The 13,594-nt window shown below is 71.6% G+C and carries 11 protein-coding genes; all 11 read left to right on the top strand.

Translation table 11 applies throughout. The annotated features are described in order from the left end of the window. Positions 1-211 precede the first annotated feature (211 nt). The 11 genes from ACZ6W9_RS32515 (at position 212) to ACZ6W9_RS32565 (ending at position 13,591) form a co-directional block, all read left to right on the top strand. The gene (locus ACZ6W9_RS32515; protein ID WP_470121279.1) at positions 212-1,504 is read left to right on the top strand and encodes a bifunctional folylpolyglutamate synthase/dihydrofolate synthase; all 1,293 of its coding nucleotides are present in this window, start codon (positions 212-214) and stop codon (positions 1,502-1,504) included. Further along, positions 1,501-1,869, top strand: coding sequence for a DUF4233 domain-containing protein (locus ACZ6W9_RS32520; protein WP_470121198.1), 369 nt, complete (start codon positions 1,501-1,503; stop codon positions 1,867-1,869). Before ACZ6W9_RS32515 ends, ACZ6W9_RS32520 begins: the two co-directional genes overlap by 4 nt. 11 nt (positions 1,870-1,880) lie before the next feature. Next, positions 1,881-3,704 carry a hypothetical protein gene (locus ACZ6W9_RS32525; RefSeq protein WP_470121200.1) on the top strand — a complete coding sequence of 608 codons (1,824 nt, stop codon included), beginning with the start codon at positions 1,881-1,883 and terminating at the stop codon, positions 3,702-3,704. Between the two features lie 225 nt (positions 3,705-3,929). Beyond that, entirely contained in the window at positions 3,930-4,340 is a 411-nt protein-coding gene (gene ndk, locus ACZ6W9_RS32530; protein WP_189245669.1) for a nucleoside-diphosphate kinase, read from the top strand. A 197-nt stretch (positions 4,341-4,537) separates the two neighbouring features. After that, a complete protein-coding gene (locus tag ACZ6W9_RS32535) occupies positions 4,538-5,569 on the top strand; it encodes a rod shape-determining protein (RefSeq protein WP_362937451.1) in 1,032 nt (343 codons plus the stop codon). Then, on the top strand, positions 5,569-6,618 hold the full coding sequence (gene mreC, locus ACZ6W9_RS32540; protein ID WP_389968932.1) for a rod shape-determining protein MreC: 1,050 nt from the start codon (positions 5,569-5,571) through the stop codon (positions 6,616-6,618). Before ACZ6W9_RS32535 ends, mreC begins: the two co-directional genes overlap by 1 nt. 3 nt (positions 6,619-6,621) lie before the next feature. Beyond that, entirely contained in the window at positions 6,622-7,149 is a 528-nt protein-coding gene (gene mreD, locus ACZ6W9_RS32545; protein WP_362937457.1) for a rod shape-determining protein MreD, read from the top strand. A 175-nt stretch (positions 7,150-7,324) separates the two neighbouring features. After that, entirely contained in the window at positions 7,325-9,388 is a 2,064-nt protein-coding gene (gene mrdA, locus ACZ6W9_RS32550) for a penicillin-binding protein 2 (protein WP_389968934.1), read from the top strand. 106 nt (positions 9,389-9,494) lie between these two features. Further along, on the top strand, positions 9,495-10,658 hold the full coding sequence (rodA, locus tag ACZ6W9_RS32555; protein ID WP_389968936.1) for a rod shape-determining protein RodA: 1,164 nt from the start codon (positions 9,495-9,497) through the stop codon (positions 10,656-10,658). A 111-nt stretch (positions 10,659-10,769) separates the two neighbouring features. After that, complete coding sequence (locus tag ACZ6W9_RS32560) at positions 10,770-11,663, top strand: phosphotransferase family protein (protein ID WP_470121204.1); 894 nt, start codon at positions 10,770-10,772, stop codon at positions 11,661-11,663. A 17-nt stretch (positions 11,664-11,680) separates the two neighbouring features. Then, complete coding sequence (locus ACZ6W9_RS32565) at positions 11,681-13,591, top strand: TIGR03960 family B12-binding radical SAM protein (RefSeq protein WP_389968940.1); 1,911 nt, start codon at positions 11,681-11,683, stop codon at positions 13,589-13,591. Positions 13,592-13,594: the final 3 nt, after the last annotated feature.

Consider the following 13,594-nt stretch of genomic DNA (forward strand, 5'->3'; position numbering starts at 1 on the left):
GGGCTCTGGACGTTCGTCGTCCGGGGCCCCGCTTTTTCGCGTTTCCCGGGTTTCCGCACGGGTGTTTCTACGGCGCTGTCGTGCCGTACGGCGGGGAGCTCGGAAGCGCCTGCCGGCCCTCGCATCGCTCCCGGGTTCGGGGGCGTCGGGAGCCCGACCACGCGGTCAGTAGGCTTGAGACGTGGACTATCAGGCAGTCGAACGAGCAATCATGGAACGCGGCGTCGAGTGGAACTTCGAGCCCACGCTCGACAGGATCTCCGCGCTCATGGATGTGCTCGGCTCCCCGCAGCGCTCCTACCAGGTGATACACGTGGCCGGCACCAACGGGAAGTCGACCACGACCCGGATGATCGAGACGATTCTCCGTGAGCGCAACCTCCGGGTCGGCCGGTTCACCAGCCCTCATCTCGTCTCCATGCGGGAGCGCATCTCCGTGGACGGCACTCCGCTCAGCGAGGAGCGATTCGCCGAGGTCTACGAGGACGTCCTTCCCTACCTCGAGATGATCGATGCCAAGGGACGCAGACTCTCGTTCTTCGAGACCCTCACCGCCATGGCCTTCGTGGCGTTCGCCGACGCCCCCGTCGACATCGCGGTCATCGAGACCGGGATGGGCGGCAGCTTCGACGCGACCAACGTCGCCGACGGAGCGGTGGCGGTCATCACGCCCATCTCGCTGGACCACATGGAGTATCTCGGTCCTGACGTCGAGACCATCGCGGGCGAGAAGGCCGGCATCATCAAGCCCGGGGCGACGGTCGTACTCGCTCAGCAGCAGCTTCCCGCGGCGGAGGTGCTGATGCGCAGGGCCGCGGAGGTCGGCGCCACCGTCGCCAGGGAAGGGCTGGAGTTCGGTGTGCTCGGCAGGGAACTGGCGGTGGGCGGCCAGCTTCTCCAGCTGAAGAGTCTCAAGGAGACCTACGACGAGGTCCTGCTTCCCCTGTACGGAGCACATCAGGCGAGCAATGCCGCCTGCGCGCTGGCCGCGGTGGAGGCGCTGACGGTCGGGAGCGAGCCTTTGGACCCCGAGCTGGTCCGGCAGGCGTTCCTGCAGGTGACCTCGCCGGGCAGACTGGAGGTCGTGCGACGGGGGCCCACGGTGCTCCTGGACGCCGCGCACAACCCTGGCGGCATCGAGGCGACCCTGGACGGGGTCCAGGAGTCCTTCGGCTTCGACAAGCTCGTCGGGGTCGTGGCGATGTTCGCCGACAAGGATGTCGAAGGAATCCTGGAGCTGCTCGAACCCATGATGGATGAGATCGTGGTGACCCGTAACTCCTCGCCCAGGTCGATGGACGTCGACGAGCTCGCCACGCTGGCCGAGGAGATCTTCGATCCCGACCGGGTCCACCGGGCCGATCGCCTGGACGAGGCGATCGACAAGGCGATCGCGATCGCCGACGAGGCGGGGGAGTTCGGCGGTGCGGGAGTGCTGATCACCGGTTCCGTGGTCACCGCCGGCGAGGCGAGGTTGCTGCTCAAGGCGGGCGAGGCCGGATGAGCGAGGCGCCGGAGGGAAGGCGAAAGGCGATCACGGTCACCCCGGGCATGCGGCGGCTCTGCGCCAGTGTGCTGGGGATGGAGGCGATCGTCGTCGGGTTGTTCGCCCCGGTCGCCATCAACGTCCAGAAGATCGAACCGGCCGTCGCGCTGACGGTGGGGCTGGGTCTGGCGGTGCTGTGCGTGCTGGTCGCGGGCATGCTGAAGCGGCCCTTCGCCTACATCGCCGGAAGCGTGATCCAGGTGCTGGCGATCGTTTCGGGGTTCATGGTTTCGACCATGTTCTTCCTCGGTGGGATCTTCGCCGTTCTCTGGATCACGGCGATATTCGTCGCTCGCCGTGTCGAGGGCGTGACTTCCCGCTAAAGTCGGCCTACATGGCCGTCCCTCCCACTCAGCCGACTCGGGCGGTGGCCGCCGAGCCCACCGGCCTGGCGCGCGCACTCCGTGCCCCTTCGGCGCTCGACGTCGTCCTCGGGATGCTCGTCGCGGTGACACTTCCGCTGGCGATCGTCGCCCTGCCCAACACCATCTCGGTGGTGTCGGCTCTGCTGCCGCGTGACATCTCGCCGATCGGGATGATGCGGGCGCACGGGCTGGCGTTGCCCGCAACGGTGCTGACCGTGCCGCTGGCGGCGCTCGCCGTGCGCCGCCGGAGGGTGGCGCCGATACTGGTGGCCGGGTTGGCTCTCCTCGCCATGGCCGACGCGGCCGGAGGATACGCCGGCTCCGCGTCGCTGGTGGGAGTGCTGCGGGTGCTGCACGGGATCGGTGCGGGACTGGTGGTGCCCGCGACCCTGGCCGCGGTCTGGGAGCGTTCTCCGCTCCTGCGGGCGCTGTGGTGCGCCGTCCTCGCGGTGAGCCTCCTGGCGGCGCAGGCACTGGCGCTGTGGCCGCTGGACGAGGCCAGGTCCTGGAGGGTCGCGCTTCAGCCGTATCCCATGCTGACGGGGGTCGCGCTCGTGCTGGCCGCCGCCTACTCCGTGCTCCGGTTGAGAGATGAGGGGACCCGGAGACCCGGCGGAGCATGGAGATCCCACGACACCCGGGAGCCCGGTGACACCAGGGGGCGCGGGCGGCTGCTGATGGCCGTCGTGCCCGCCGCGGGCATCGCGGCCCTGGCACTGGGCAGCACCTACGACTGGTCGCCAGGACTGCTGCTGGTCGCCGCCACGCTGTCCATCGCCGCCCTGTTCGGGCTGGCCTCGGCGGCCGTCTCCCGGGGCGCCGACGGCAGGGCATCCGCCTACACGGTGCTCGTGATCGGCGTCGTCGTCCTGCCCACGGCCGCACAGGTGACCAACGTCGAGCTGGGGGGTCTGGGCGGTCCGGGCCTGTCCGGGCTGTGGCCCGCCTTCGTGGTCGCGGGGGTGGCGGCCGTCATCGCCGCCGTGGCCGTGAGCCGTCTGGGGGACGCCGTCATGTCCACGGCCGCAGCGAGCGGCATGGCGGTCGTGGTGGCGGGGCTGTGCGCGGTGGAGGTGCTGCTGCCCTCCTCCGACGGCCCGGCCCTGGTCTTCCCGCTGGCGCTGCTCGCGGCCGGCGCCGCGGTGGCCCTGACCTCCGCGCTGCGCCCGTCCGGCACCGAGGCCGCGCTCTTCGCGCTGTCGCTGTTCTTCCCCGGGGTCCTCTCGGGCTTCCTGCTGGGCAGCGGGGTGCAGTTCGTCATTCTGAGAGGCGCCGGTACTCCGGAGGCTCTGGTCGACGCCTTCGTCGAAGCGCTGCACCGGTGGGCTCTGGTGGGCGGTGGTCTGGTGATCGTGGTCATCGTCCTCGCCGCGTTCCTGGTGCGCCGCTCCCAGGCGTCCGTGAGCGGTGCGTCCCGGCCGTCGGCCCCGGATCCGTTCCCGGGTCCCGCATCCGAGGCGTCCGATTTCCCCCGACCCGGTACGGCGGGCATCACGGAGACTCCGGTGGCCTCCGGTGGCGTCTTCCACGGTGGAGAGCCGTCCGCCGTGATGGCCCCGGGTGCCTTGTCAGGGAGTGGTGAACGGGAGGCGGACCTCGAGATGGGGGCGGAGCCCGGCCGGAAGGAGGGCGGTGAGCCGGGAGGGCCCCGGCCCGGGCCGAAACCCCGGTTCGAGCCCGTTCCCGAGCCCGGCCCGAAGCCGTGGCCGAGACCGGAACGCACTGGCACGATGCCGGTCGTGCCGCCGCCCACGCCGTCGCCGGAGGACACGGACGGTCCGGGCCGCCCCTGATGACGATGACGACTCTCCGATGACGACTCCCTGAGGCCGGACGCTTCCGGCTTCCGCTCCCGCCGCCTCCCGGACCGGCGTCTCCGTCGCTTTCCGGGCCGGCGTCTCCGCCGCTCTCCGGATCGGCCGCCGTCCGGCCGCCGGGCAACGGCGGCCGGCTCCGGGACGGTAAACTTCGCCCGTTCACGCAGTCTGCGAGCCACCCCTGTTCGAAGGAGAACTTCAGTGTCCGAGCGCACCCTTGTCCTGATCAAGCCCGACGGTGTCGCGCGCGGCCTCATCGGTGACGTGATCGCCCGGATCGAGCGCAAGGGCCTGAAGGTCGTCGCGCTGGAGCTGCGCACTCTCGACGCCGAGACCGCCAAGCTGCACTACGCCGAGCACTCCGAGCGGCCGTTCTTCGGCGAGCTCGTGGAGTTCATCACCTCCGGCCCGCTCGTCGCCATGGTGGTCGAGGGCCCGCGTGCCGTCGAGGCCTTCCGCGCCCTGGCCGGCCTGACCGACCCGGTCAAGTCCGCCCCCGGCACCATCCGCGGCGACCACGCCCTGGAGATCGGTGAGAACGTGGTCCACGGCTCCGACTCGCCGGAGTCCGCCGCCCGCGAGATCAAGATCTTCTTCCCGGACCGCTTCTAAGGGCCGCCCCGCCGGGCCCCGCCGTCCTCCTCGACGATCTTCGGAGAGGACGGCGGGGCCCGGCGTGTTTGCCGCGACTTAAGATTTTCCTGGAGCTGGCAGGCTCATTGCGCTCAGGGGTGGGTACATCACGTTACGATTCGAGTGCGTTCTGTAGTTTTCGCCGACGACCTGACGGAAGGAGGGCCGCCTTCCCCATGAGCAGCAAGCTTGCTTTCCTCGGACGCGACATGGCGGTCGACCTCGGCACCGCGAACACGCTGGTGTACGTCCGGGGCAAGGGCATCGTGCTCAACGAGCCGTCCGTCGTCGCGATGAACATGGTCACGGGAAAGATCGTCGCCATCGGCATCGAGGCCAAGCGCATGATCGGCCGGACTCCGGGCAACATCGTCGCCATCCGGCCGCTGAAGGACGGCGTCATCGCCGACTTCGACGTCACCGAGCGCATGCTCCGCTACTTCATCCAGCGGGTCCACCGGCGCAGCCAGTTCGCCAAGCCGCGCATCATCATCGCGGTGCCGAGCGGGATCACCGGCGTCGAGCAGCGGGCGGTCAAGGAGGCCGGCTACCAGGCGGGGGCACGGCAGGTCTACATCATCGAGGAGCCGATGGCCGCGGCGATCGGGGCGGGCCTGCCCGTGCACGAGCCGACCGGCAACATGGTGGTCGACGTCGGCGGCGGCACCACCGAGGTCGCCATCATCTCGATGGGCGGCGTGGTGACCAGCCAGTCGATCAGGGTGGGCGGCGACGAGCTGGATCAGGCGATCATCAGCTACGCCAAGAAGGAGTACTCGCTCATGCTCGGCGAGCGCACCGCCGAGGAGATCAAGATGGCGATCGGCTCGGCCTGCGCGCTTCCCGAGGAGGGCCACGCGGAGATCCGCGGCCGGGACCTGGTCAGCGGCCTGCCGAAGACGATCGTCGTGTCGGCCGCCGAGATCCGCCGGGCCACCGACGAGCCGGTGAACGCGATCGTGGACGCGGTCAAGACCACGCTGGACAAGTGCCCGCCGGAGCTGTCCGGCGACCTGATGGACCGGGGGATCGCGCTCACCGGCGGGGGCGCCCTGCTGAAGGGCCTGGACGAGCGGCTGAAGGACGAGACCGGCATGCCGATCCACCTGGTGGACAACGCCCTCGACTCGGTCGCGCTCGGCTCCGGCAAGTGCGTCGAGGACTTCGAGGCGCTGCAGCAGGTCCTCGTCCCGGAGCCGCGGCACTGATGAAGGACACGCGCCGCGCACGGATCAGCCTGGGGATGCTGCTGGCCGCGGCTCTCGTGTTGATGACCGTCGACCACCGGACCGGCGGAGCCTCCCCGCTCACCCCCCTCAAGGAGGCGGGAACGACGGTGTTCGGCGCCGCGGAGAGGGCGGGGGCCGACATCGTCCGGCCGGTCGGCAGGTTCGTCGCGATGATCACCGGTGCGCCGGAGGCGCGGCGCCGCATCGAGGAGTTGCGCGCCGAGAACGGCCGGCTCCGGCGTGACCTGGTGGCGCAGGGCCTGGACCGGCAGCGTTCGGCGCAGCTGCACCGCCTGCTCGGAGCGGCGGGCGTCGCCGGATACCGGATCGTCCCGGCGCAGGTGATCGCCCGGCGGGGCACGCCGGGGTTCGAGGAGGCCGTCGAGCTCGATGTCGGCACGGCGGACGGGGTGCGGACGGAGATGACGGTGCTGAACGGCGAGGGCCTGGTCGGCAGGGTGGTCCAGGCGGGGCGGTCCACCTCGACCGTCGTGCTGCTCAGCGATCCGGCGTCGGCGGCCGGAGCCCGCCTGGAGGGGAACAACGAGATCGGGGTGGTGCACGGCGTGGGGTCCGGTGGCCGCCTGCTGCGTTTCCGGTTGCTCGACTCCACGGCGCAGATCGTTCCTGGCCGGCGGATCGTCAGTTTCGGCTCCCAGCACGGCGTGCCGTACGTGGCCGGGGTGCCGATCGGGGTGGTGGAACGGGTGGAGGCGACGCCGGGGGAGCTGACCCGGGTGGCCTACGCCCGGCCGTACGCGGATCTGACCGCGCTCGACGTGGTGGGCGTGGTGGTGCAGGCGCCGACGCGTGAACCGCGTGACGTGGTCCTGCCGGGCGCGCCGCGGCAGGCGGCGAAGGAGAAGAAGGGCAAGGCGCGGGGCGGGCCGGACCGTGGGGAGGCGCCGGGCCGCGAAGGTGACGCGCCGGAGACGGAGGACACGCCGGAGGAAGAGGCGGCGCCGGGTGGGCGGGGCGACGTGCCGCCCGAGGCGGTGGCTCCGGGCCCGCAGCGCGGGGGGATCTGACCGATGGGCCGGGACGCGCTCGCCGCCGGGTTCCTCCTGCTGGTCATGGTGGTTCAGGTGGCGGTGGTGAACCGCCTGCCGCTGCCGGGGGACGTCGCCCCCGACCTGGTGCTGCTCACCGTGATCGGTTACGCGCAGGCCCGTGGGGCCGCAGCCGGGACGGTCATGGGCTTCTTCGCCGGGCTGCTCAACGACGTGCTGCCGCCCGCCGCGCACGTGATGGGGCAGTACGCCCTGGTGCTGTGCCTGGTCGGGTTCGCGGCCGGGCGGATGGCCGAGGTCCATCCCGAGGCCAGGATCATCACGACGCTCACCTGCGCCGTCGCCGGGCCGGTGCTCGCCGCGGCGGCAGGAGCCCTGTTCGGTGACGCCCGGCTCGGTGAGGACGTGCTGACGGCCACGCTGCCCGGGGAGGCCGTCTACGACGTGGTCGCGGCCCTGCCTGTGGCGGGGCTGGCGAGGAGGGTCGCCGGGGGTCCCCGGATGCGGGCTCCGCGGCCGGTGCGGTATCCGGCGCGGAGCCGTCTGTGAGCGCGCGGGTCACCGCGTGTGGTCGGTGCGGGCCGCAGGGGGCGGGCCGGCGGGTGTGCGGGATCCGGCGGGACGAGCGGGAAGCGTGCGGGATCCGGCGGGACGGGTTGGGGACGTGCGGGATCCGGTGGGACGGGCGGGGGAGGCCGTGGGCCGGGTGTGACGGGGGGCGGGCATGATCCGGATGCGGGGGCGGCTGGTCGTGATCCAGGCGCTGGTGATGTCGCTGATGGCGCTGCTCGCCGTACGGCTCTGGCAGGTGCAGGTGGTGCGCTACGCGGAGTTCACGGAGGCGGCGACCGAGACGCGGACGCGTGACGTGGTCGTGCCGGCCGTACGGGGGCAGATCCTCGACGCGGCGGGGCGGCCGCTGGTGCGCAACCGGACCCGGCTGGTGGTCTCGGTGGACAGGACGAGCCTGAACCGGATGGCGGGCAACGGCAGGACCGTCCTGCAGAAGCTGGCGGCGGTCCTGAACCGCAGTCCCGAGCGGTTGCGCGAGCGCATCAGGTCCTGCGGTCCCGGGGTCACCCGGCCGTGCTGGCCGGGCTCGCCGTACCAGCCGATCCCGATCGACGACGAGGTCACCACGCGCGAGGCCCTGCAGATCCTGGAGCGGCAGGAGGAGTTCCCCGGGGTGACCGCCGAGGTGCAGGCGGTGCGGCAGTACCCGCACGGCAGCGCGGCGGCCCAGGCACTGGGCTACCTTCAGCCGATCACGCAGGAGGAGCTGGAGAAGCGCGAGGGGTTCAAGGCGTCGTTCTCCGGCGTCGACCTGGTGGGACGCGACGGGCTGGAGGCGGTCTACGACGCGGAGCTGCGAGGGGTGCCGGGGATCCGGCGGGTGCAGGTCGACCGGCTCGGCAAGGTCATCGGGGTGGAGCGGCAGGTCGCGCCGATTCCCGGTGACACGCTCATCACCAGCATCGACGCCAGGGTGCAGGCGGTGACCGAGAAGGCCCTGGCCGAGGCCATGAAGTCCGCGCCCAGGGCGGACGGCGCGGCGGGCGTGGTGCTCGACGTGCGGACCGGCAGGGTCATCGCGCTGGCCAGTGCGCCGACCTACGACCCGAAGGTCTGGACGGGCGGCATCTCCGAGGCGGAGTACCAGCGTCTGCTGTCCGAGAAGTCGCGCAAGCCGCTGGTGTCGCGGGCGATCAAGGGACAGTTCGCGCCGGGCTCGACCTTCAAGATCTCCTCGGTGTCGGCGATGCTCCGGGACGGCTACCCGCTGCACGGCCAGTACGACTGCCCGGGTTCCTTCATGGTCGGCAGCCGGGCGTTCAGCAACTTCCACGGCATCGGCATGGGCACGATGAACCTGCACACCGCGCTGGTGAAGTCCTGCGACACGATCTTCTACCGGGCGGCCTACGAGGAGTGGCTGCGTGACGGCGGGTTGCGGCCGAAGGGGACCGCCAAGCAGCCGATGGCGACCATGGCGCGGGCCTTCGGGTTCGGCCGGCCGACGGGCGTGGACCTGCCCGGCGAGTCGGCCGGGCGGATCCCGGACCGCGACTGGAAGAAGCAGATCTGGGAGGCCACCAAGGAGGTCAACTGCCGCCGCGCGAAGACCGGCTACCCGGAGGTCGCCAGGACCGACCAGAGCCGGGCCGCCTTCCTCAAGCAGCTGGCGTACGAGAACTGTCTGGAGGGCTACCTGCTGCGGCCGGGTGACGCGGCGAACTTCTCCATCGGCCAGGGTGACGTGCTGGTGACCCCGCTGCAGCTCGCCGCGGCCTACGCCGCGCTGGCGGGGGACGGCAGGCTGCGCAGTCCCCGGCTCGGCTGGGCGCTGGTACGGCCCGACGGCACCATGGTCAAGGAGATCAAGGCGCCGGTGGTGGGCCGGCTGCCGATCTCGGCGCGGGAGCGCAACTACATCAGGGCGGCGCTGAGCGACGTGCCCTCCGACGGCACGGCCGCGGGCGCCTTCGCCGGTTTCCCGATGAACCGGGTGCGGATCGGCGGCAAGACCGGCACGGCCGAGGTGTACGGCAAGGCCGACACCTCGTGGTTCGCGTCGTTCGCGCCGGCCGGCGACCCGAGGTTCGTGGTGGTCGTCATGGTCTCCCAGGGCGGGATGGGCGCCGAGACCGCCGCCCCGGCCGTACGGAAGATCTATGAGGGCATCTACGGCATCTCGTCCAAGGGCGGGCAGGTTCCGGCGGCGCTGCCGGCCGGGCGTCCGGCGTCCGAGCCGCCGGTGATCAAGCGGGACGGGACGGTGGCGCGGTGACCGCGGCGACCGAAACCGAGACCGCGACCGTGCGGGACGGGACGGGGACCGCGATGATCGCGGTGCCCGCGGTGCCCGCGACCGTGCGGGACAGGACGGTGGCGCGGTGACCGCCCGGGTGATCAACCCGCCGCGCAGGTCGCTGGCCCGCCGGGCGATGGCCGCCTCCTCGGTGGTGGGCCGGATGGACGGGGTGCTGCTCGTCGCGGTCGCCGCGCTCTCGGTGATCGGCACGCTGCTGGTGTGGTCGTCGACCCGGACCTGGGCGCCCGGCTCCACGGGGCTGGTCAAGAAGCACGTCCTCAACCTCGCCATCGGCGCGGTGCTGACCGGTCTGGCGACGATGGTCAACCACCGCAGGCTGCGGGCGTACGCGCCGCTGGTGTACGCCGTGACGTTCGTGGGGCTGATCCTGGTGATCACGCCGCTGGGTTCCACGGTGAACGGCGCGCACTCGTGGATCCTGCTGGGCGGCGGGTTCGCCTTCCAGCCGTCGGAGATGGCCAAGCTCGGGCTGGCGCTGATGCTCGCCATGCTGATGGCCCAGCCGGCCAAGGGCGGCGAGCGCCCGCGCGGCCTGGACGTCGTGGTGTCGCTGGCGGTGGCCGCCCTGACCATGGGGATGGTGATGCTCCAGCCGGACCTGGGGACCACCATGGTCCTGGGAGTGATCACCGCCGCCGCGATGGTCATCGCGGGGGTGCGCAAGCGGTGGGTCCTCGGGCTGGGCCTGCTCGTGGTCGCCGGGGCCGTGGGCGTGTGGTTCCTCGGCGTGCTGGAGCCGTACCAGATCGCGCGGTTCACCGCCTTCCTCAACCCCGCCAGCGACCCGCGGGGCGTCGGCTACAACAGCACCCAGTCGCTGATCGCGATCGGCTCGGGAGGGCTGTTCGGCAAGGGACTGTTCCGCGGCGGCCAGACCACCGGCCGGTTCGTGCCCGAGCAGCACACCGACTTCGTCTTCACCGTCGCGGGGGAGGAGTTCGGCTTCCTCGGCTCGGTCATGGTGGTGGCGCTGCTCGCGGTGATCCTGCTGCGGGGGATGCGGATCGCCCGCCGGTGCGACGACCGGTTCGGCGCGCTGACGGCCGGGGTGATCGTGTGCTGGCTGGGCTTCCAGTCCTTCGTCAACGTCGGGATGACGATCGGGATCATGCCGATCACCGGGCTGCCCCTGCCGTTCGTCTCCTACGGCGGCACCGCGACCTTCGCGAACATGATCGCCGTCGGGTTGCTCCAGGCGATCCACATCCGTCAGCGGCCGTTCTGAGACCGGCCGCGATGGAAGCCACCCGCCCGTCCCCGGTCTCGAACCCTCCCCCGCTCACCGGCGTCGCCGGCCCGTGGGCGGGCCGGCGCGGATTTCAGACAGGAGTGGACGATGACGATCGCCGTGGAGGGTTCGCTTCTTCCCCGGGTGACCGGGGCGCTCACCCGCTCGTGCCGGCAGGCCGGGCTGAACGCGAGCGGATTCAGGGTGGGGCACGACGCCGCCGGGCTGGTCTGCCACCTGGCCGCCGAGGGGGTGACGATACGGCTGGCCCGCGAGGACGCGCCGGACGAGGCCGAACGGCCGGCCGTCTCGGTGCGGGTGGCGCGATGGCTGGCGGACCGGGGGTTCCCGGCGGACCGCCCCCTGGACGTGGAGCAGCCGATCGCCGCCGAGGGGTTCCTGGCGACCTTCTGGCGGCGGCAGGAGCACATCGGGCCGCCGCCAGACCCGGCGCTGCTGGGGCCGCTGCTGCGGCGGCTGCACGCCCTGCCGCCGGTGCCGTTCGACCTGCCGGCCTGCGACCCGCTCGGGGCGGTGCGCCGGGCGGCCGGGGAGTGCCCGGTGCTGGACCGCGAGGACCGGGGATGGCTGCTGGGGCGCTGCGACGCGCTGGCCGAGGGGTACGGGAAGGTGGAGTTCGCGCTGCCGTACGGGCTGGTGCACGGCGACGCCCGCCGGGAGAACATGATCCGCACGCCGCGGGGGTTCCTGCTGCGGTCCTGGCAGTGGGCGTGTTCGGGGCCGCGGGAGGCCGATCTGGTCCCGACCCTGCACGGCGCGCGGTTCGGGCTGACCGAGCGGCAGCTGGCGAACTTCAGCGAGGCGTACGGCCACGACGCCAGGTCCCAGGCGGGGTATCCGGTGCTGCGGGACATCCGGGATCTCCAGACCCTGACGGCCCTGCTGCGCCGGGCGCACCTGGACGCCTGGGCGCGTGACGAGCTGGGGCACCGGCTGGGATCGCTGCGCGCGGGGGACGACCGCCTGTGGCACCTCCCGTAGCCGGATAGGCTTGGGGCATGTCTGTCGAGTCGCTGTTTCCCCGCCTGGAAGCGCTCCTGCCCAGGGTGCAGAAGCCGATCCAGTACGTCGGGGGTGAGCTCAACTCGACCGTCAAGGACTGGGACGGGTCCACGGTCCGTTGGGCTCTGATGTATCCGGACGCCTACGAGGTGGGCCTGCCCAACCAGGGCGTCCAGATCCTCTACGAGATCCTCAACGAGCTGCCCGGGACGCTGGCCGAGCGCACCTACGCCGTCTGGCCCGACCTTGAGGCGCTCATGCGGTCCGAGGGCGTCCCGCAGTTCACGGTCGACGGGCACCGGCCGGTGCGGGCGTTCGACGTGCTCGGCATCTCCTTCGCCACCGAGCTGGGCTACACCAACATGCTGACCGCGCTGGACCTGGCCGGCATCCCGCTGATGGCCGCCGACCGGACCGACGACGACCCGATCGTCCTGGCTGGGGGCCACGCGGCCTTCAATCCCGAGCCGGTCGCCGACTTCCTCGACGCCGCGGTGCTGGGCGACGGCGAGCAGGTCGCCATCGCGATCAGCGAGGTGATCCGCGAGTGGAAGGAGGAGGGCTCGCCCGGCGGGCGTGACGAGCTGCTGCTGCGGCTGGCCGAGTCCGGCGGGGTCTACGTGCCCAGGTTCTACGACGTCACCTACCACCCGGACGGCCGCATCCAGCGGGTCGCGCCGAACCGGTCCGGGGTGCCGTGGCGGGTGCAGAAGCACACGGTGATGGACCTCGACGAGTGGCCCTATCCGAAGAAGCCGCTGGTCCCGCTGGCCGAGACCGTGCACGAGCGGTTCAGCGTGGAGATCTTCCGCGGCTGCACTCGCGGCTGCCGGTTCTGCCAGGCGGGCATGATCACCCGTCCGGTGCGTGAGCGTTCGATCACCACGATCGGCGACATGGTCGAGGCGGGCGTCAGCGCGTCCGGGTTCAACGAGGTCGGGCTGCTGTCGCTGTCGTCGGCGGACCACTCCGAGATCGGTGAGGTGGCCAAGGGCCTGGCCGACCGTTACGAGGGCACCAACACCTCGCTGTCGCTGCCCTCGACCCGGGTCGACGCCTTCAACATCGACCTGGCCAACGAGTTCTCCCGCAACGGCCGTCGTTCCGGTCTGACGTTCGCCCCGGAGGGCGGCTCGGAGCGGATGCGCAAGGTGATCAACAAGATGGTCACCGAGGACGACCTGATCCGGACGGTGACCGCCGCCTACAGCCAGGGCTGGCGGCAGGTGAAGCTCTACTTCATGTGCGGCCTGCCCACGGAGGAGGACGCCGACGTCCTCGGCATCGCCGACCTGGCCAGGAAGGTCATCAAGGCCGGCCGGGAGGCCACCGGGTCGCGTGACGTGCGCTGCACGGTCTCCATCGGCGGCTTCGTTCCCAAACCGCACACGCCGTTCCAGTGGGCCGCCCAGGCCGATCACGAGACGGTCGACCGCCGGCTCAAGGCCCTCAAGGACGCCCTGCGCGGCGACAAGGAGTACGGCCGGGCCATCGGCATGCGCTACCACGACGGCAAGCCGTCGATCGTGGAGGGCCTGCTCTCCCGCGGCGACCGCCGGGTGGGCGCGGTCATCCGCGCGGTGTGGGAGAACGGCGGCCGGTTCGACGGCTGGAGCGAGCACTTCTCCTACCGGCGCTGGATGGACTGCGCGGCCGAGGCCGGCATCGACATCGACTGGTACACCACGCGCGAGCGCGAGGAGAACGAGGTCCTGCCCTGGGACCACCTCGACGCCGGCCTCGACCGCGAATGGCTCTGGCAGGACTGGCAGGACGCCGTCAACGACGTCGAGGTCGAGGACTGCCGCTGGACCCCCTGCTACGACTGCGGCGTGTGCCCCACCATGGGCACCGAGATCCAGATCGGGCCCACGGGGAAGAAGCTGCTGCCACTGACGGTTGTCTGAGGT

It is taken from the genome of Streptosporangium sp. NPDC053982, assembly GCF_055585205.1.